Below are 18,675 nucleotides of genomic sequence, written 5' to 3'. Positions count from 1 at the left end.
CCGCTTCGTTCCTTGAGGGGGACGCTGCCGCTGCGCCACAATCTCCTCATGCGTCCACCCGACCGCCACGCCGCCGCGTTGCTGCTGACGCTGAGCGCCCTGCAGACGGCGGCCCAGGAGGCCCGAACGGTCTACCGCTGCCCGGGTCCGTCGGTGCTCTACACCGATGCGCTCACGCCCGAGGAGGCGCGCAGCCGCAACTGCCGAAGCATCGAGGGCGCCACCGTGACGGTCGTCCAAACCCCGCGGCGCCCCGCCCCTGCTGCGGCCTCGGCGCCCGCGGCGCGTCCCGCTGGAGAGACCCGCGTCGACCCCGCCGTGCAGCGCGCGCGAGACAGCGACGCCCGCCGCATCCTGCAGGACGAACTGCAGCGCGAGGAGGAGCGACTGTCCCAGATGCGGGCCGAGTTCAGGAACGGCGAGCCCGAACGCCGCGGCGACGAGCGCAATTTCGCGCGCTACCAGGAGCGTGTGGCCGAGATGCGTGCCGCGATCCAGCGCAAGGAGGCCGACATCGCGGCCCTCAAGCGCGAGCTGGCCAAGCTGCCGCCGTCCTGAGGGCCAAGAGCCGCCGCACACGGCGGACCTGCCGATGACCCCCGACGACCCCGAAATCGACCACTTCGAAACCTTCGATCTGCTGGCTTCGATGGTGACCCTGGTGCAGGCCGACGGTCACGTGCTGCGCGTGAACGGCGCACTGGAGAACACGCTCGCGGTGTCGCGGCGCGCCCTGCAGCGCAGCTCGCTGCTGGACTGGCTCGTCGACCCCGCGCCGATGCGCGACACCCTGGCCGCCGTGACAAACAACCTGGTGGCCACCAGCCGCTTCGACACGCACCTGCGCCGCGGGGGCGCCACCGACCTGCCGGTGCACGCGATCGTGACGCAGTCGGGCCGGCCCGGTCGCGTGCTGGTGGAGCTGATCGAGATCGAGCAGCAGACGCGGCTCGACCGCGAGGAGCGCGCGCAGACCCTCGCGCAGAGCAGCAAGGACCTGGTGCGCAATCTGGCGCACGAGATCAAGAACCCCCTCGGCGGCATCCGCGGTGCGGCGCAGCTGCTGCAGATGGAGGTCAACTCCAGGGAGCTCACCGAGTACACGCAAGTCATCATCCACGAGGCCGACCGCCTGCACAGCCTGGTCGACCGCTTGCTTGCGCCGCACCGGCGGCCGCACGTGGTGGCCGACGTCAACATCCACGAGGTCTGCGAGCGGGTGCGCGCGCTGGTGATGGCCGAGCACCCGCGCGGCCTGGCGGTGGTGCGCGACTACGACGCCAGCATCCCCGAGTTCCGCGGCGACCGCGAGCAGCTCATTCAGGCCGTGCTGAACATCGCCCAGAACGCGACGCAGGCCCTCGCCGCTGTCGGGAGTGATTGGGCTCAGCCTGGAGGCAAGATCGCCGCCGGCACGGCGCAATTGCTGCTGCGCACGCGCGTGGCCCGGCAGGTCACCTTCGGTCGGCAGCGATTTCGTCTGGCACTGGAATTGCATATTGAGGACAACGGTCCCGGTGTGCCCGAGGACATCCGCGATCGCATCTTCCACCCGCTGGTGAGCGGGCGCGAGGGCGGCAGCGGACTCGGCCTGACACTGGCGCAGACCTTCGTGCAGCAGCACAGCGGCACGATCGATTGCGACAGCGTGCCGGGGCGGACGGTGTTCAAAATCCTCATTCCACTGCCCTAGGCGAGCGCGGGCCGCCGGGGGCGCAACCACAGGGCGCGGCAGGCTGATGAAACCCATCTGGGTGGTCGACGACGATCAATCGATCCGCTTCGTGCTCGAGAAGGCGCTGGCGCGCGAGCAGTTCCCGGTGCGGGCCTTCGCGAGCCCGCGCGACGTGCTCAAGGCCCTGGACGACGACGCCCCGCAGGTGCTGGTGAGCGACATCCGCATGCCTGGCGGCAGTGGCATCGAGCTGCTCAACGCCGTCAAGCAGCGGCATCCGGATCTGCCGGTCATCATCATGACCGCCTACTCCGACCTCGACAGCGCCGTCAGCGCCTTCCAGGGCGGAGCCTTCGAGTACCTGCCCAAGCCCTTCGACGTCACCGCTGCGGTGGAGCTGATCCGCCGCGCCGTGCAGGAGAGCCTGCGCGACGAAGTTGGCGACGCCATCCCCGCGGCGACGCCCGAGATGCTGGGTCAGGCGCCCGCCATGCAGGACGTGTTCCGGGCGATCGGGCGGCTGAGCCAGAGCACTGTCACGGTGTTGATCACCGGCGAGAGCGGCACCGGCAAGGAACTCGTGGCGCGCGCGCTGCACAAGCACAGCCCGCGGGGCGACGCCGGCAGCAAGGGGCCGTTCGTCGCCATCAACACGGCCGCCATCCCGAAGGACTTGCTGGAGAGCGAGCTCTTCGGCCACGAGCGTGGCGCCTTCACCGGTGCGCAGGCCACGCGGCGCGGGCGCTTCGAGCAGGCCGACGGCGGCACGCTGTTCCTCGACGAGATCGGCGACATGCCCTTCGACCTGCAGACGCGCCTGCTGCGTGTCCTCTCAGACGGGCAGTTCTACCGCGTCGGCGGCCACCAGCCGCTGAAGAGCAATGTGCGCGTGATCGCCGCCACGCACCAGAACCTCGAAGAGCGCGTGCGCCAGGGTGTGTTCCGCGAAGACCTGTTCCACCGCCTCAACGTCATCCGCCTGCGGCTGCCGGCGCTGCGCGAGCGCCGCGAAGACATCCCGATGCTGACGCGCACCTTCCTGGCCAAGAGCGCGCGCGAACTGGGCGTGGACGCCAAGCGCATCACCGACGAGGCGCTGGCGCGCATCGCCAGCTTCGATTTCCCAGGCAACGTGCGCCAGCTCGAGAACCTGTGCCACTGGCTCACGGTGATGGCGCCGGCGCAGGTGGTGGAGGTGAAGGACCTGCCGCCGGAGATTCTGGACGGTGCCGCGGCGCCCACGGCCGGCCTGCTTGCCGCGGGCCTGCCACCCGGCAGCTCGGGCCTGCCACCGATGCCGCTGTCCGATGCCCCGCTGCCGGCGGGCGACGCCCACGCCGCGCCCGCCGCGGCGGCGCACGTGCCCGTGCCCGCCTGGCTGGCCGAACTGCGGCGCGATGCGCGGCGCCGGCTCGAGGCCCACGAGCCCGCGGTCTGGGAGAACCTGTCGCAGCAATTCGAGGCCGGCCTCATCCAGACGGCGCTGGAGATCACCCGCGGCCGCCGCATCGAAGCGGCTAAGCGCCTGGGCATCGGCCGCAACACCATCACGCGCAAGATCCAGGAGCTCGGGCTCCCGGATTGATCAGCCGGCCAGTTCGACGACCACCGGCGCGTGGTCGCTCGGGCGCTCGTTCTTGCGCGGCAGCCGGTCGATGGTGCAGGCCCGCACCGCAGGCCTGAGCGCGTCGCTGACCAGGATGTGATCGATGCGCAAGCCCTGGTTCTTGCGGAAGGCGAGCATGCGGTAGTCCCACCACGAGTACGACTTCGGTGGCTGCTCGAACAGCCGGAAGGCATCGACCAGGCCCAGGCCCAGCAGCGCCTGGAAGTGCGCGCGCTCCTCGGGCGTGAGGTGGATGGTGCCGGCCAGCGCCACGGGGTCCCAGGCATCGCGGTCTTCGGGCGCGATGTTGAAGTCGCCCATCAGCACGAGCCGCGGGTGCGCCGCCAGCTCGGCCTGCACGAAACCGCGCAAGGCATCGAGCCAGGCCATCTTGTAGACGAACTTGTCGCTGTCGGGGGCCTGGCCGTTGGGGAAGTAGGCGCCGATCAAGCGCACGCCGCCGACCGTGCCCGTGATGACGCGCGCCTGCTCGTCGGCAAAGCCGGGGATGTTCTTCCGCACGCCTGCCGCCGCCTCGCCGCGGCTGAGCAGGGCCACGCCGTTGTAGGTCTTCTGGCCATGAAAGGCCACGGCGTAGCCGGCGGCCTGCAGCTCGGCGACGGGGAACTTGTCGTCGGTGAGCTTGGTTTCCTGCAGCACCAGCGCGTCGACAGGGTTGGCGGCCAGCCAATCCAGCAGTTGCGGCAGGCGCACGGCCAGCGAGTTGACGTTCCAGGTGGCGAGTTTCATGGGGTCCGGCGTGGATCAGGGGCTGGCGATCAGGCCTTGATGCTCGGCGGCCCGTTTCGCTGGGCCACCGTTCACCGCCTTGCGCCATTGTGCCCGCCGACCCACGGGGCACCCGCCCGTCTTTGCGGCCACGGGGCTTGCACGCGCCTGGCCGCGGGGAGGACGCTCACCACCGACCGGCGCACGAGCGCGAAGCCCCCGAAGGGGGTGTCATGTCCGGTCAGCCCGGGTCGCGACGTAAACATCTGGATGGACATAAGGGCTGGCCGCGCGCGGCGACAGCCGGCATGCTCCGGCCTGCGACAACCGGCCTCCGATCCGATGGCACCGTCCGCCGCATGACCTCGATCGCCCCCCCTTCCCCGCTGGCCGCCCTGGCGGCCGAGTGGCCGCGCCTGGAGGCGCTGCTCGACCAAGCGCTGGACCTGCCGAGCCCGGACCGCAGCGCGTGGCTGCAGTCGCTGCCGGCCGAGGACCTGCCGCTGCGCGACTCGCTCGCGGGGCTGCTGGCGTTGCGGGCCCGCCTGGAGACGAGCGACCTGCTGGGCACGCTGCCCCGGCTGGTGCCTGCGGCGGCGGCGCAGACCGGATCCGAACCCCAACCCGGCGCCGTGATCGGCCCTTGGCGGTTGCTGCGCGAGCTGGGCGAAGGCGGCATGGGCAGTGTGTGGCTGGCCGAGCACGCGGACGGGCAGCTGCGGCGCCCGGTGGCGCTGAAGCTGCCGCGCCTGACCTGGGTGCGCGGCCTGGCCGAGCGCATGGCGCGCGAGCGAGACATTCTGGCCACGCTGGAACACCCGAACATCGCGCGGCTGTACGACGCCGGCGTGGACGCGCAGGGCCGGCCCTGGCTGGCGCTGGAGTACGTGCAGGGCCAGACGCTGGACGCCCATGCCCGGACGCACCGGCTGACGCTGCGCGAGCGCGTGGGGCTGCTGTTGCAGGTGTGCGACGCGGTGGTCTACGCCCATGGCCGGCTCGTCATCCACCGCGACCTCAAGCCTGCAAACATCCTCGTCACCGACGACGGCCGCGTGAAGCTGCTGGACTTCGGCATCGCCCGCTTGGCCGAGCCCAATGGCCAGGCGGGCCAGGGCCCGGCCGAGCCCACGCTGGTGGCCTTCACGCCCGCCTACGCCAGCCCCGAGCAACTGCGCCGCGAGCCCCTGGGCACGGCCAGCGATGTGTACTCGCTGGGCGTGGTGGCGCACGAGCTGCTGTGTGGCCGGCGTCCCTTCGACGACCGCCCCGAAGCCGGTGGCGAACGCCGGCGCAGCCGCCTTGCCGACGACCCGCCGCGCCCCAGCGCGGGCGTGTTCGACGAAGCCGGTGCGGCCGAGCGTGGCCTGCGGCCGGCGGCCTGGCGCCGCGCCCTGGCCGGCGACCTCGATGCCGTGCTGATGCAGGCGCTGGCGCACGAGCCGGGGCGCCGCCATGGGTCGGTGCTGGCCCTGAGCGACGACCTCCGGCGCTGGACCGAAGGCCACCCCGTGCGCGCGCGCCGGCCCAGTGCGGGCTACGTGCTGGCGCGTTTCGTCCTGCGCCACCGCGCGGCCGTGACCGCTGGGGCGATGGCGATCGTGGCGCTGGTCGCCACGGGGCTGGCGGCCGTGGCCCAGGGCCTGCAGGCGCGCCAGGAGGCGCAGCGCGCCCAGGCGGCCAGCGCCTTCCTGGTGGGCCTGTTCGAGCGCGCCAACCCCGACCTCCGCGGCGGCCGTGATGTCGGCGCACGCGAACTGCTCGAGCAGGGCGAGGCCACCATCGCCACGCTGCCGCCAGCCGCCCAGGCCGAGGTGCTGCAGACCGTCTCGCGCCTGTGGATGAACTACGGCGATCTGGCTCGGGCCGAAGGCGCGCTGCAGCGTCTGGCGGCGCTGGCCGCGACCCGCAGCGACGGTGCCGTGCAGGCGCAGGCCCTGGTGGCACAGGCGCGCGTGACGGTGCTCGATGAGCGCCCACTCGACGCACAGCATCTGCTGGACGAGGCCGAGCGCGCCCAGCCCGCGGCGCGCTGGAGCGACGCGCTGCGTGCGCTGGCCGACGAGCAGCGCGGCTGGATCGCGCTGGCCGCCTCGCGGCCGGCCGACGCGCTGGCCCCTTTCGGCCGCGCCGCCGAGCCCGGGCGGCCGCTGGAGCAGCGGCTGCGCGCCCTTCAAGGACGTGCCACCAGCCTGGCCCTGCTGCACCAGTTCGACGACGCGCATGCCGACCACGAGCAACTGCGCGCCCTGGCCGAGCACGACCCCGCCAGCACCCCGCGCGTGCGCGCGGACACGCTGCTGGCCCTGGCCGGGGCCTACTTCATGTCGGCCCGCTTCGCCCAGGGCCGCGATGTGACCGAGGCGGCGCTGGCCGCCGCGCGCAGCCTGTACGGCGACAGCCCCCGCGCCCAGCTGCGCCTGCGCGAGTGGTGGCTGCGCTACGCACTGATGCTCGGCCGGCCCGAGCAGGCGGCAGCCTGGCTGCGCGCGGCCGCCCTGGTCGAGGACGACCTGCGCAGCGCCGGACAGGAACTGCCGGTCTATTGGCATCTGCTGACAGCCCGGGTGTGGGCCCACGTTGGCGACGGCGCGGCGTCCGACGCGGCCGTGGCCGCGGCCGTGCGCGCCCAAGCGGGGCTGCCGCCGCAAGGCGCCGAGGCGGCCACCGAACTGGCCGCGGCCGTGGCTCTGGCGCGCGCGACGCCGCCCTGGCGCTGGGGCGCCCGGCGGCGGTGCCCGCCCTGCTGGCCCCGGTGGGCGACGGCGACGCCGCTCGACGGGACCTGCTGCGCGGCGTGGCACTGGCTCGCCTGGGCCAGCGGGCGGCGGCCGAGTCCGCCCTGGCCGCGGCCGTGGCTGCGGAGCCTGCGCGCGCGCCCTCTGGGATGCTGGCGCGCCTGAACTTGGCCCTGCTCACGGCCCTGCACGACGCGGGCCGGGCGCGCGCGCTGCTGGCCGAGGTCACCCCGGCGCTGCAGCGCGCCTACGGCGACGCCGGGGCGCCCACCCGCGCCGCCGCCGCACTGCTGGCGCAGTTGCAGGCCGACCCGGCGCCCGCCTTGACCGAGCCGACCCTGTTTCATTGACCCACCGCCGACACCACGACCTGCCCGCCCCGACGCCTTTCTGATGCCCAACCCCAACTTCCACCCCACCCACCAGGAGACCCCGCCATGAGCACCCAGCTGACCATCGAACACGACCAAGGCCGCCTCACCATCACCAGCTTCAGCGTGCCAAAGGGACCGCGACCCAAGCTGCCCGACTTGATCGTCAGCCTGCGCAGCGCGGCCGACCAGCCCTCGGGCTCGCCACAGGCGCTGACGTTGGGCTTCCGGGTTCAGCCAAAGCCCCGCTCGCTGGGCGCGCTGGCCGAGCGCCTGCGCGGCCTGGCCGACGAGCTGGTGCGTGCGCAGGCTGCGGGCCTGGCGTCGTCCGGACCCTTGAGCTTCGAGCTGCCGGTGGGCGATCTCGCCGCCGCGCCGCCGCCGGACAGCGACGCCTGACCTCGCGCGCCCGTCCCCTGGCGGCGGCGCTCAACCGCGCCGCCCCGCGCCGCCCCCTGGACGCAGCCAGCGGGCGGAAGGGCCCGATGCGCGGCCGCAAACAGCGCCGTCAGCCAGGGCACGGCGCCCAGCAGCGCCACGACCATCATGGCCGCTGGCCAGTCGACGCGCTGCACAAAGCGGCCGCGGCGCCCCAGCTTCCAGCCGTCAAGGGCCAGAAACACCTCCAGCAGCTCGACCCAGCCCATCCGCCGGGGAGATCAACGGCGGTGGTAGGTCACGAAGCTGAAAGCGGGCGTGGGAGAGGGTTCCAGCGCCGGCTGCGCGCGGCGCACCTCGATCCACTGCGTCGGGTCGATGGCCGGGAAGCGCACGTCGCCGTCGAGCTCGGCCTGCACCTCGGTGAGCACCAGTTCGGCCGCGCGCGGCAGCACCTGCGCGTACAGCTCGCCGCCGCCGATGACAAAGACCCGCCGCGCGCCTTGTGCCAGCGCCAGCGCGGCGTCCAGGCTGGCGGCCGTCTCGGCGCCCTCGGCCGCGTAGCCCGGCTGCCGCGTGACGACCAGGTTGCGCCGCCCCGGCAGCGGCCGAAAGCGCGCCGGCAGCGACTCCCAGGTCTTGCGGCCCATGATCACCGGGGCGCCCATCGTCGTGTCGCGGAAGTGCCTCGCGTCGGCCGGGTGGCGGAACACGAGGCCGTTGTCGCGGCCGATCACACCGTTGGCGGCGACGGCCGCCACCAGGACGATCTCAGACACGTTCGAGCACCAGCGCGATGCCCTGGCCCACGCCCACGCACATGGTGCACAGCGCGTAGCGGCCGCCGCGGGCCTGCAGCTGGTTCACCGCCGTGGCCACGAGCCGCGCGCCGCTGGCGCCGAGTGGGTGGCCCAGCGCGATGGCGCCGCCGTTGGGGTTGACGCGGGCGTCGTCGTCGGCCAGGCCGAGGCCGCGCGTGACGGCCAGGCCCTGCGCCGCGAAGGCCTCGTTGAGTTCGATCACGTCGATCTGCGCCAGCTGCAGGCCGGCCATCGCCAGCACCTTCTGCGTGGCCGGCAGCGGGCCGATGCCCATGATGCGCGGCGCCACGCCCACGGTGGCCATGGCCACCACGCGCGCCCGCGGCACGAGGCCGAAACGGCGCGCGGCGGCCTCGCTGGCCAGCAGCACGGCGGCAGCGCCGTCGTTCACGCCGCTGGCGTTGCCGGCCGTCACGCTGCCATCGGGCCGCACCACGCCCTTGAGCTTGGCCAGCGCCTCGAGGCTGGTTTCGCGCGGATGCTCGTCGCGGCTCACGACCACTGCGTCGCCCTTCTTCGCAGGCACGGTGACCGGGCAGATCTCGGCATCGAAGAAGCCACGCTGCTGCGCCGCCACGGCCTTGCTTTGGCTGGCCAGCGCGAAGCGGTCCTGCGCCTCGCGCTCGATGCCGAACTGCACCGCCACGTTCTCGGCCGTCTCGGGCATGGCGTCGACACCGTGCGCCGCCTTCATGGCCGGGTTGACGAAGCGCCAGCCGATGGTGGTGTCGAAGATCTGCGCCTGCCGGCTGAAGGCACTGTCGGCCTTGGGCATGACAAAGGGCGCGCGGCTCATGCTTTCCACGCCGCCAGCCACCATCAGCTGCGCCTCGCCGGCGCGGATGGCGCGTGCGGCCGTGCCCACGGCGTCGAGCCCGCTGCCGCACAAGCGGTTGATGGTGGCGCCGGGCACGCTCACCGGCAGCCCGGCCAGCAGCGCGGCCATGCGGGCGACGTTGCGGTTGTCTTCGCCGGCCTGGTTGGCGTTGCCGTAGATCACCTCGTCGATGGCCGCCGGGTCAAGCTCGGGGTGGCGCGCGAGCAGCGCCCTCAGCGGGATGGCGCCGAGGTCGTCGGTGCGCACGGAGCTGAGCGCGCCGCCGTAGCGGCCGAAGGGCGTGCGCTGGGCATCGCAGATGAAGGCGTGGCTCATCGGGGGTCCTTCAGGGGGTGTCTTTCACTTGGGGCGTCAGCTCGAACAGGCTCGTGGCCTCGAGGTCGAGCACCTCGGTGCCGTGCTGGTTGAACAGCTGCCAGCGCCAGCGCAGGATGCCCAGGCCCGCCTGGCTGCGCGAGCGGCGGGTTTCCAGCACAGTGGCCTTCAGGCGCAGCTCGTCGCCGGGGCGCACGGGGTGCAGCCAGCGCAGGCCAGCAAGGCCAGGCGAGGCGAACGACTCGCTGCCCACGAGCGCCGTGTCCACCGCCATGCGCATGGCCAGGCCGCAGGTCTGCCAGCCGCTGGCGATCAGGCTGCCGTGGCGGCCGGCCTCGGCGCGCTCGGCGTCCACATGGAACCACTGAGGGTCGTACTGGCGCGCGAAGGCCACGATCTCTTCGGCCGTGATGCCCACGGGCCCGGCCTCGATGACCTGCCCGGCAAAGAATTCAGCAAACTTCATGGCCGCGGATTCTGAACCTCGGCCCGCGCGCGGCGCTGCAGCCACGGGCTCACGCGGTAGCGCTCGCCGCGGTAGCAGCCGTCCAGCGCCTGCAGCAACGCCACCACCTCGGCGGCACTCCAGCGGCCGAGCCACTCGAAGGGCCCGGCCGGGTAGTTGACGCCCAGCTTCATGGCCGCATCGGCGCCGGCCTCGGTGCACACGCCCTGCAGCACGGCGTCGGCCGCTTCGTTGATCAGCATGGCGGCCGTGCGCGCCACCACGAGCCCGGGCGTGTCGGCCACGGGCTGTGGCGCAAAGCCCAGTGCCTGCAGCCAGCCGGCGGCGTGCTCGTGCCAGGCGGCGCTGCTCGATGGCGCCACGGCGTAGGCCAGTGCGCTGGGCTCGGTGTGCAGCGGGCGGTCGAACACGGCCACGTCGGTGATGCCGCTCTCGGCCGCCCATTCGGCGGCGGTGAGGCCGCTGGTGAGCCGGAGGTGCGCGCCGTCCACCTCAAGCCCCGTCCAGGCACTGGAAGTCAGCCGCGCCGGGCCGAAGCCGAAGGGCTCGAGTGCCGCCGCCGCGCGCAAGGCCAGCGCATCCGCAATCGCGCCGCGGCCGTGCACGGCGACTTCGCGTGCCGCCTGCAGGGCGCCTTGGGCCAGTGCCGCATCGGGCGAGGGCAGGGCGGGCGCACCAGCGGGGTAGGCGTAGAAGCCGCGCCCGCTTTTGCGCCCGAGCAGCCCGCCGGCCACCATCTCGGCCTGCACGAGGCTGGGCGCAAAGCGCTTGTCGTAGAAGTTGGCCTCAAACACCGACTTCGTGACGGCGAAGTTGGTGTCGTGCCCGATCAGGTCCATCAGCTCGCAGGGCCCCATGCGTAAGCCCGCGCCGCGCAGGCAGGCGTCGAGCACTGCGGGCTCGGCCGCCTGCTCCAGCAGCAGCGCCAGCGCCTCGGCGTAGTAGGGCCGAGCGATGCGGTTGACGATGAAGCCCGGCGTGCTCTTGGCGTGCACCGGCACCTTGCCCCAGGCCCGGCTGAGCGCCTCGATGCGCGCGGCGACGGCGGGCTCCGTCTGCAGGCCCGACACCACCTCCACCAGCTTCATCAGCGGCACAGGGTTGAAGAAGTGCATGCCGACCAGGCGGCCGGGGTGCTTCAAGCCGTTGGCGATGGCGGTGACGCTGATCGACGAGGTGTTGGTGGCGAGGATGCACTGCTCGTCGACCAGGGCTTCGAGCTCGCGGAAGAGGCCGCGCTTGGCAGCGAGGTCTTCGACGATGGCTTCCACGACCACGGCCGAATCGGCCAGCGTGGCCAGGTTGCTGGCGGGCTGGATGCGGTCCAGCGTGGCGTTGGCTGCTTCCGGCGTGAGCTTGCCCTTGGTGACCAGGCTCTGCAGGGTGTTGGCGAGCTTGGCCTTGGCGTCCTGTGCGGCGCCTTCGCGGGCGTCGAACAGGTGCACGGGGTGGCCGGCCTGCGCGGCGATCTGGGCGATGCCGGCGCCCATGATGCCGGCGCCGATGACGGCGATGGGGGGGTGTTGTGGGTTCATGGTGTTGATGCGTTGGCGCGAGCAAAGTCGGGGGCGGTGGGCCGGTGTCGCTTCGTTGCTGGCCCCCGCTGCGCGGGGGTGCCCTGCGGTGCTCGGGCTTCCGGCCCCACGGCAAAACTCGCTGCGCGGGCTCTGCCCGCTGCGCTCAAACAGTTGCCGTGAGTCAGATGACGAGGCGCGCTGCGCGCGCGGGCCGAAAGCCCTGCGCTCCTCGGCTGCGCAAAGGCGCGCCACCGGCCCACCGCCCCCGCCTTTGCAGACAACCGTCTTGGGTCGTCACCGAGAACCCATGCCGGTGCTTGAGCGGCGGGCGGTGTCGGGCTGGGGGGCAGTCTGGGGCGGCGAGGAGCGGAAGGTTCGTGGCCCGCGCGCGCAGCGCGCTTCGTCAACTGACTCACGGCAAGTGTTTGAGCGCAGCGGGCGCAGCCCGCGTAGCGAGTTTTGCCGTGGGGCCACGAGCCTGAGCACCGCAGCGGAGTCGGCGCTTCAGCGCAGACCGCCCCATCCTGCCCCCCAGCCCGACACCGCCCGCCGCGACGCGCAGCCGCCTGCGAAAGAGCGCTCACCGCCCAGCCGAATTCCACGCCGCCGCCCGCTTGCCCAGAAACGCCGCGAATCCTTCGCGCGCCTCGTCTGTGCCGCGCACACGCGCGATCGTCTGCGCCGTCAGCTCGACCGTGGCGTCGCTCACCGGCGCCACCTGCAGCTGGGCGAACAGCGTCTTGATCTCGCGCTGCGCCTGCGGGCCGCCGGCCAGCAACTGGCCCACGACTTCATCGACTGCGGCGTCCAGGTCTTCGAGCGCCACGAGCTTGGTCACAAGCCCCAGCGCCAAGGCCTCCTCGGCGCCGATGCGTTCGGCCGTCAACGCCAGCCGGCGTGCCTGCCGCTTGCCTACGGCGTTGGTGACGTAAGGCCCGATCACCGAGGGCAGGATGCCGAACTTGGCCTCGCTGACCGAGAAGCTTGCGTTGGCTGCCGCCACGGCGATGTCGCACACGCAGGTCAGGCCCACGCCGCCACCGAGCGCCGCGCCCTGCACGCGCGCCACGGTGGGCTTTGGGCAGCGCTCGATGCGCGCCAGCATGCCGGCGAAGCGCCGCGCGTCGGCCACGTTCCACTCAAGGCTGGCCTCGCTGGCGCGCTGCATCCACTGCAGATCAGCCCCGGCGCTGAAGTGCTTGCCTTCACCGGCGAGCACGATGACGCGCACCGCGGTGTCGGCCTCCAGCTGCGCGAAGGCCGCGTCGAGCTCGCCGATCATGGCCTCGTCGAAGGCGTTGAACACCGCCGGCCGCGCCATCGTGATCTGGGCCACGCCCGGGGCGCGGGTGCTGATCCGCAGGCTGTCCATCAGTACGTTTCCAGGTGCAGGCGGCCCTGGGCCTTGAGGCTGGCGCCGACCGCGTCCCATTCGAGCCCGGCCTTGCGGGCGATTTCCGACAAGGCCAGCACCACGCCTTCTTCCATCGACTTCAGGCCGCAGACGTAGAAGTACGCGTCGGGGTCGGCCAGCAGCGGCGCCAGGTCGGCGGCGCGCTGGCGCATCAGGTCCTGCACGTACACCTTGGGCTGGCCCGGCGTGCGGCTGAAGGCCAGGTTGATGTCGATGAAGTCCTTGGGCAGGCTCTGCAGCGGGCCGAAGTAGGGCAGCTCTTCCTTCGTGCGCGCGCCAAAGAACAGCATCAGCTTGCCGCCCTCGAACTTGCCCGATTGGCGGAGCCGGCGGCGCCACTCGGTCATCGCGCGCATCGGCGCGCTGCCGGTGCCGGTGCAGATCATCACGATGTGGCTCCTGGGGTGGTTGGGCATCAGGAAACTGCTGCCGAACGGGCCCATCACCTGCACCGGATCGCCCACCTTCAGGTCGCACACGAAGTTGCTCGCCACGCCGCGCACGGGGCGGCCGTCGTGGTCTTCGAGCACGCGCTTCACGGTGAGGCTGACGTTGTTGTAGCCGGGGCGCTCGCCGTTGCGCGGGCTGGCGATGCTGTACTGGCGCGCGTGGTGCGCCCGGCCCTTGGCATCCACGCCCGGCGGCACGATGCCGATGCTCTGGCCCTCAAGCACGGGAAAGGGCAGGGCGCCGAAGTCGAGCACGACGTGGTGCGTGTCGTAGTCGGGGTGGCCGTGCGCGCCGACCTCGGTGACGCGGTGGTTGCCCACCACGGTGGCGGTGATGGTCTTCTGGGCCGCCTTCGGGCCATAGAGGTTGGTGTAGGCGTGGGCGGCGCTCCAGGGCGGCAGCGTGGCGCCGTAAGAGGTGGCCGCGAAAGCCGGTTCTGCCACGGCCGGTGCTGCAGGAGCCGCCGCCTCGGCAGGCGACGCGGCTTCGACAGGCTCAGCCTGAGCGGGAGTGGTGGGCAGCGGCTTCTCTTCGGGCAGCACGTCCCAGCCCAGCTGCTCGTCGAGCGAGTAGGCCTCGGCGCGGATCACCGTGCGGTAGTTGTCGATGCTGCCCGTGGGGCAGGGCGAGATGCAGGCGTTGCACCAGTTGCACTTGTCTGCGTCGACGACGTAGTTGCGCGAGTCGTGCGAGATCGCGCCCACCGGGCACATCGTTTCGCAGGTGTTGCAGCGGATGCAGATCTCGGGGTCGATGAGATGCTGCTTGATGACGGTCATAGCCCACCCCCGGAGCGGCTGCGCCGCTCCCCCTCGAGGGGGCGCCCCCAGCGGCCCGGCAGAGCCGGTTCCGCGGCGGCCGCTTGGCCACCTGGCTGCGTGGGCATCATGCGAATCGGACGTAGTCGAAATCGACCGGCTGGCGGTTGATGCCCATCACCGGCGGCGCAATCCAGTTCGCGAACTTGCCGGCGTCGGTGACGCGGCCCATCAGGCTTTGCACGAAGGCGCGGTCGGCCGTGCTGGGCAGCCACTCGTTGTGGCGCGCAGCCCACTCGGCCTCGCTCACCACCTGGCCCTCGGGCGACACCTTCACGCCGGCGAGCGCGCCGATGTTGCGGTGGAAGGCCTTGTGCGGCGTCTTCAGGCGGAAGGGGATGCCGGCCTTTTCGATGACCTTGTTCCAGCGCTCGACGCCCGCAACGCTGTCCTTGATGTAGTCGTCGCGCAGCACCTCGTTCAGCGCGTTGAGCATCGGCACTTCCTTCTCCACGAGCTGGCCGTTGTCCTTACCACCGACAGCCTGCAGCACGCGGTAGGTCTGCCCGCGCAGCTGGTGGTCGTCGACGCGCTTGCCCTCTTCGTAGCGGCCCTTCAGGCCCGTGCTGTAGAAGGTGGCGGCGTTGCTCGACTCGTCGGCGCCGAAGAGATCGATCGTCACCGAGAAGTGGAAGTTCAGGTAGCGCTGCAGCGTCGGCAGGTCGATGACGCCGGCCTCGCGCAGCTTCTTCACGTCGTCGGTCTTCAGCTCGTTCATCACCTGGCAGGTGCGGTTGATGACGCGGCTGACCCCGCTCTCGCCCACGAACATGTGGTGAGCCTCTTCGGTGAGCATGAACTTCGTCGTGCGCGCCAGCGGATCAAAGCTGCTCTCGGCCAGCGCGCAGAGCTGGAACTTGCCGTCGCGGTCGGTGAAGTAGGTGAACATGAAGAAGCTCAGCCAGTCGGGCGTGGGCTCGTTGAAGGCCTGCAGGATGCGCGGGTTGTCCTGCTGGCCGCTGCGGCGCTCGAGAAGCGCTTCGCCTTCCTCGCGGCCGTCGCGGCCGAAGTGCTTGTGCAGCAGGTAGACCATCGCCCACAGGTGGCGGCCTTCCTCGACGTTGATCTGGTAGAGGTTGCGCAGGTCGTACATGCTGGGCGCCGTCAGGCCCAGGTGGCGCTGCTGCTCCACGCTGGCGGGCTCGGTGTCGCCCTGCGTCACGATGATGCGGCGCAGGTTGGCACGGTACTCGCCGGGCACGTCTTGCCAGGCCTTCTCGCCGAGGTGGTCGCCGAAGTGGATCTTGCGATCGGCGTCACCGGGGTTCAGGAAGATGCCCCAGCGGTAGTCGCGCATCTTGACAAAGCCGAACTGGGCCCAGCCTGACGGGTCGACGCTGACGGCGGTGCGCAGGTAGACATCGTTGCCGGTGCTGCCCTCGGGGCCCATGTCGTCCCACCAGCTCAGGAAGTTGGGCTGCCATTGCTCGAGCGCCCGCTTCAGCGTGCGGTCTTCGTCGAGGTTGACGTTGTTGGGGATTTTTTCGCTGTAGTTGATGGTGCTCATGGACGTCTCCTGGGTGCGGTTGAGTGGGGGTCCCGTTCGGGCTGAGCCTGTCGAAGCCTTGTGGCCGGCGTGCGAGCGCTTCGACAAGCTCAGCGCGAACGGGTGGATGTGTGGTGTGCGGGCGCTTCGACAGGCTCAGCGCGAACGGTGGTGGGTTGGTGCTGTGCGGGCGCTTCGACAGGCTCAGCGCGAACGGTGGTGGGGGGAAGGCGCGAACGGTGGTGGGTTCAAGCTCAGACGCGATGCCAGTCGAAGGCGGCCTTGTCGCCCTTGCCGTAGACCTTGAGTGCGCCCTTCTCGCCCACGGCGTTGGGGCGCTGGAAGATCCAGTTCTGCCAGGCGGTGAGGCGGCCGAACACGCGCGTGGCCATGGTCTCCACGCCGTTGAAGCGCAGGTTGGCTTCCATGCCGGTCAGGGCGTCGGGGCTCATGGCCACGCGCTCCTCGATGGCGATGCGCACCTCGTCGTCCCAGTCGATGTCGTCGGGGTTGCTCGTCACCAGGCCCAGCGCGAAGGCCGCGTCGGCGTCGAGCGTCTGGCCTATGGTGGCGCGCACGGTGGCCAGCGGGGCGACCTCGTCGTAGAAGCGGCGGCCCAGGCGGCTCTGGCCGGTGGCCATCGGGTACGTGCCGAAGTTCAGTTCGCCCACGCCGATCTTGGGCGTGCGCCCGGGCTCGTCGGGCAGGATGAGCATGTAGCTGCGGTCGCAGGCCAGCGCCAGCTCGAGCAGGCTGCCGGTGAAGCAGGAGCCGGGCTCGATCAACGCAAAGAGGCTGCGGCTCGACACATCCAGGCGGCTGAAGGTGCGGCGCAGCAGGCCGAGGGTCTCGCGCACGAACCAGTGCGACTGGTTCGCGGCCAGCACGGTGTCCATCGCGCGCACCGCGTCGGCATCGCCCGCGGTCTTGACGAGCCAGGTGCCGATCTCGGGTTCGTTGGTGCGCATCTCGAGGATGGCGTCTTCGAGCTCGCGCGCCATCGCCAGCGGGTACCAGGCGGCGCCGGCGGATTCGATCTCCGCCACGGTGGCCGGCTGCGCGCCCTGCGGAGCCTGCACGGTGAAGGTGGCCACGCGCCTGGCGCGGTCTATGGCGACGGTCACGTTCGGGTAGCGCAGCGCGTCCGCCTCGATCGTGCGCTGCAGCGGCACGAGCGCCACGCCCTGGGCGCCCGCGGGGCGGTCGCTCCGTGCCGCGAGTTCCAGCGCGCGCTCCTGCACCTTGGCGGCAAAGGCCGCGGGCTTGGCGATCTCGTCCACCAGGCGCCAGTCCTTGGCCTTCTGGCCGCGCACGCCTTCGTTGGTGGTGCAGAAGATGTCGGCCAGGTCGTGGCGCACCTTGCGCTTGTCGGTCACGCGCGTGAGGCCGCCGGTGCCCGGCAGCACGCCCAGCAGCGGCACCTCGGGCAGGCTGACGGCGCTGCTGCGGTCGTCGACGAGGATGATCTCGTCGCAAGCCAGCGCCAGTTCATAGCCGCCACCGGCGCAGGCGCCGTTGACGGCGGCGAGGAACTTCAGGCCGCTGTGCGCGCTGCTGTCCTCGACGCCGTTGCGCGTTTCGTTGGTGAACTTGCAGAAGTTCACCTTCCAGGCGTGGCTGCTCACGCCCAGCATGAAGATGTTGGCGCCCGAGCAGAACACCTTGTCGCGGGCGCTGGTGAGCACCACCGTGCGCACCTCGGGGTGCTCGAAGCGGATGCGGTTGAGGGCGTCGTTCAGTTCGATGTCCACGCCCAGGTCGTAGCTGTTGAGCTTGAGCTTGTAGCCCGGGCGCAGGCCGCCGTCCTCGGCGAAGTCGGCCAGCAGCGTGGCCACCGGGCCTTCGAACTTCAGCTTCCAGTGGCGATAGCGGCTGGGGTCGGTCTGGTAGTCAACGCGGTCGGTGGTGCTCACGGCAGGCTCCTGGGATGCAACGGATTTCAGGTCTTGGGAACGGCGTGAGATGAATAATAATGCCTGTTGTTTCGACAGTCAAGCACTTTAATGCAGTTGTTGGGGTCAAGTCGGCGTCAGCACCAGCGCCGCCCGCACGCTCGCCCGCAGCAGCGCGAAGGTGGCGGCGAGCTCCTGCGCGCTGGTGTCCACGTGCAGCTCGGCTTTCGAGTAGAAGGCGGCGCGGCCGGCGAGGATGCCCTTGAGGTCGTCCATCGCCTCGCGGCTGGCGGCCATCGGGCGCAGGTCGCCCTGGGCGGTGACGCGTGCCATGTGGTCCTCGGGCGCGGCCTGCAACCACACGGTGGTGCAGTGGGCCAGCAGCAGGTTGAAGGTGGCAGCGTCGCTGATGATGCCGCCGGGCGTGGCGATCACGGCCTCGGGGTAGATCTGGATCGCCTCCTCGAGCGCGCGCCGCTCGTAGCGACGGTAGGCGTTCTGGCCGTACAAGCCCTGGATCTCGCTGATGCTGCAGCCGGCGAACTTCTCGATCTCGCGGCTCAGCTCCACGAAGGGGAAGCCCAGGTCCTCGGCCAGCATCGCGCCCAGCGTGCTCTTGCCGGCGCCGCGCAGGCCCACCAGCGCCACGCGCGGGCTGCGTGCCGTACGGCCGGCGTTGCCGCCGCCGGTGCCCAGCATCTGGCCGACGGCCTCGCGCACGCGCCTGAGCGTGGCCTCGTCGCGGCGCTCCAGCAGCTCGCGCAGCAGCAGCCACTCGGGGCTGGAGGTGGTGACGTCGCCGATCAGCTCGGCCAGGCTGCACTGCAGCGCCTGCGCCACCTGCAGCAGCACCAGGATGCTGGCGTTGCCGATGCCGTACTCCAGGTTGGCGAGGTGGCGTTCGCTCACGTCGGCGGCCAGGGCCGCGGCCTTGCGTGTCATGCCGCGGCGGGCGCGCAACGCGCGCACACGCTCGCCCAGGGCCACGAGAAACGGGTTCTTGACGTCAGCCTCGTCGCCCGGCGGCGTCGGGTCTATCCCGGAGGGATGCAATATAGTGCTTGACATGATGGATCGGTCGCCGTAAGGTGCCGGCACGCACAATAGTGCATCAATCCGGCGACCGCAAGCCGATGTGCTGGGTCGTCGTCATGAACCCGC

General features: G+C 71.4%; 16 protein-coding genes. 6 read left to right on the top strand and 10 right to left on the bottom strand.

What is annotated here, in order from left to right:
* Nucleotides 1-48 precede the first annotated feature (48 nt).
* Genes KA711_12275 through ntrC form a run of 3 tightly spaced genes read left to right on the top strand, consistent with a single transcriptional unit; the run spans nt 49 to nt 3,260 of the window.
* Nucleotides 49-558, top strand: coding sequence for a hypothetical protein (locus tag KA711_12275; protein ID MCM0609746.1), 510 nt, complete (start codon nt 49-51; stop codon nt 556-558).
* A gap of 34 nt (nt 559-592) precedes the next feature.
* Nucleotides 593-1,693 (top strand): PAS domain-containing sensor histidine kinase, encoded by a 1,101-nt coding sequence (locus KA711_12270; protein MCM0609745.1) that lies wholly within the window; start codon nt 593-595, stop codon nt 1,691-1,693.
* 46 nt (nt 1,694-1,739) lie between these two features.
* On the top strand, nt 1,740-3,260 hold the full coding sequence (ntrC, locus tag KA711_12265) for a nitrogen regulation protein NR(I) (GenBank protein MCM0609744.1): 1,521 nt from the start codon (nt 1,740-1,742) through the stop codon (nt 3,258-3,260).
* Here ntrC and xth read toward each other — a convergent pair whose 3' ends face one another.
* On the bottom strand, nt 3,261-4,031 hold the full coding sequence (gene xth / locus KA711_12260; GenBank protein ID MCM0609743.1) for an exodeoxyribonuclease III: 771 nt from the start codon (nt 4,029-4,031) through the stop codon (nt 3,261-3,263).
* 338 nt (nt 4,032-4,369) lie between these two features.
* Between xth and KA711_12255 the strand changes: the two genes are divergently transcribed.
* The 3 genes from KA711_12255 (at nt 4,370) to KA711_12245 (ending at nt 7,518) form a co-directional block, all read left to right on the top strand.
* Entirely contained in the window at nt 4,370-6,913 is a 2,544-nt protein-coding gene (locus KA711_12255) for a protein kinase (protein MCM0609742.1), read from the top strand.
* A gap of 2 nt (nt 6,914-6,915) precedes the next feature.
* Entirely contained in the window at nt 6,916-7,098 is a 183-nt protein-coding gene (locus KA711_12250; GenBank protein ID MCM0609741.1) for a hypothetical protein, read from the top strand.
* An 87-nt stretch (nt 7,099-7,185) separates the two neighbouring features.
* Complete coding sequence (locus tag KA711_12245; protein ID MCM0609740.1) at nt 7,186-7,518, top strand: hypothetical protein; 333 nt, start codon at nt 7,186-7,188, stop codon at nt 7,516-7,518.
* 260 nt (nt 7,519-7,778) lie between these two features.
* On the opposite strand, the gene KA711_12240 is transcribed toward KA711_12245, so the two are convergent.
* From KA711_12240 to KA711_12200, 9 genes are all read right to left on the bottom strand, one after another.
* Nucleotides 7,779-8,276 carry a dihydrofolate reductase gene (locus KA711_12240; GenBank protein ID MCM0609739.1) on the bottom strand — a complete coding sequence of 166 codons (498 nt, stop codon included), beginning with the start codon at nt 8,274-8,276 and terminating at the stop codon, nt 7,779-7,781.
* Nucleotides 8,269-9,471: a 3-oxoadipyl-CoA thiolase gene (gene pcaF / locus KA711_12235; protein ID MCM0609738.1), complete on the bottom strand. Its 1,203-nt coding sequence runs from the start codon at nt 9,469-9,471 to the stop codon at nt 8,269-8,271. The genes KA711_12240 and pcaF overlap by 8 nt, the downstream gene beginning before the upstream one ends.
* 10 nt (nt 9,472-9,481) lie before the next feature.
* A complete protein-coding gene (locus KA711_12230) occupies nt 9,482-9,937 on the bottom strand; it encodes a MaoC family dehydratase (GenBank protein MCM0609737.1) in 456 nt (151 codons plus the stop codon).
* The gene (locus tag KA711_12225; GenBank protein MCM0609736.1) at nt 9,934-11,472 is read right to left on the bottom strand and encodes a 3-hydroxyacyl-CoA dehydrogenase; all 1,539 of its coding nucleotides are present in this window, start codon (nt 11,470-11,472) and stop codon (nt 9,934-9,936) included. Before KA711_12225 ends, KA711_12230 begins: the two co-directional genes overlap by 4 nt.
* A 562-nt stretch (nt 11,473-12,034) precedes the next feature.
* A complete protein-coding gene (locus tag KA711_12220) occupies nt 12,035-12,826 on the bottom strand; it encodes an enoyl-CoA hydratase/isomerase family protein (protein ID MCM0609735.1) in 792 nt (263 codons plus the stop codon).
* Nucleotides 12,826-14,097, bottom strand: coding sequence for a benzoyl-CoA 2,3-epoxidase subunit BoxA (boxA, locus tag KA711_12215; GenBank protein ID MCM0609734.1), 1,272 nt, complete (start codon nt 14,095-14,097; stop codon nt 12,826-12,828). The genes KA711_12220 and boxA overlap by 1 nt, the downstream gene beginning before the upstream one ends.
* 106 nt (nt 14,098-14,203) lie before the next feature.
* Nucleotides 14,204-15,643: a benzoyl-CoA 2,3-epoxidase subunit BoxB gene (gene boxB, locus KA711_12210; GenBank protein ID MCM0609733.1), complete on the bottom strand. Its 1,440-nt coding sequence runs from the start codon at nt 15,641-15,643 to the stop codon at nt 14,204-14,206.
* A gap of 233 nt (nt 15,644-15,876) precedes the next feature.
* Nucleotides 15,877-17,535, bottom strand: a complete 1,659-nt coding sequence (locus KA711_12205; protein MCM0609732.1) for a benzoyl-CoA-dihydrodiol lyase — start codon at nt 17,533-17,535, stop codon at nt 15,877-15,879.
* 105 nt (nt 17,536-17,640) lie between these two features.
* Nucleotides 17,641-18,582, bottom strand: a complete 942-nt coding sequence (locus tag KA711_12200; protein MCM0609731.1) for a helix-turn-helix transcriptional regulator — start codon at nt 18,580-18,582, stop codon at nt 17,641-17,643.
* Nucleotides 18,583-18,675: the final 93 nt, after the last annotated feature.

Origin of the sequence: Ideonella sp. WA131b (genome assembly GCA_023657425.1) — a bacterium.
Lineage (GTDB): Bacteria > Pseudomonadota > Gammaproteobacteria > Burkholderiales > Burkholderiaceae_C > Rubrivivax.
Note: the sequence above shows the minus strand (reverse complement) of the source record. Positions and strands in the feature narration are given on the sequence as shown.

What these genes read in the sequence shown, in the direction of transcription:
- KA711_12275 (MCM0609746.1), top strand. Translation starts at nt 49, where the DNA reads ATGCGTCCACCCGACCGCCACGCCGCCGCGTTGCTGCTGACGCTGAGC.
- KA711_12270 (MCM0609745.1), top strand. Translation starts at nt 593, where the DNA reads ATGACCCCCGACGACCCCGAAATCGACCACTTCGAAACCTTCGATCTG.
- ntrC (MCM0609744.1), top strand. Translation starts at nt 1,740, where the DNA reads ATGAAACCCATCTGGGTGGTCGACGACGATCAATCGATCCGCTTCGTG.
- xth (MCM0609743.1), bottom strand. Translation starts at nt 4,031, where the DNA reads ATGAAACTCGCCACCTGGAACGTCAACTCGCTGGCCGTGCGCCTGCCG.
- KA711_12255 (MCM0609742.1), top strand. Translation starts at nt 4,370, where the DNA reads ATGACCTCGATCGCCCCCCCTTCCCCGCTGGCCGCCCTGGCGGCCGAG.
- KA711_12245 (MCM0609740.1), top strand. Translation starts at nt 7,186, where the DNA reads ATGAGCACCCAGCTGACCATCGAACACGACCAAGGCCGCCTCACCATC.
- pcaF (MCM0609738.1), bottom strand. Translation starts at nt 9,471, where the DNA reads ATGAGCCACGCCTTCATCTGCGATGCCCAGCGCACGCCCTTCGGCCGC.
- KA711_12230 (MCM0609737.1), bottom strand. Translation starts at nt 9,937, where the DNA reads ATGAAGTTTGCTGAATTCTTTGCCGGGCAGGTCATCGAGGCCGGGCCC.
- KA711_12225 (MCM0609736.1), bottom strand. Translation starts at nt 11,472, where the DNA reads ATGAACCCACAACACCCCCCCATCGCCGTCATCGGCGCCGGCATCATG.
- KA711_12220 (MCM0609735.1), bottom strand. Translation starts at nt 12,826, where the DNA reads ATGGACAGCCTGCGGATCAGCACCCGCGCCCCGGGCGTGGCCCAGATC.
- boxA (MCM0609734.1), bottom strand. Translation starts at nt 14,097, where the DNA reads ATGACCGTCATCAAGCAGCATCTCATCGACCCCGAGATCTGCATCCGC.
- boxB (MCM0609733.1), bottom strand. Translation starts at nt 15,643, where the DNA reads ATGAGCACCATCAACTACAGCGAAAAAATCCCCAACAACGTCAACCTC.
- KA711_12200 (MCM0609731.1), bottom strand. Translation starts at nt 18,582, where the DNA reads ATGTCAAGCACTATATTGCATCCCTCCGGGATAGACCCGACGCCGCCG.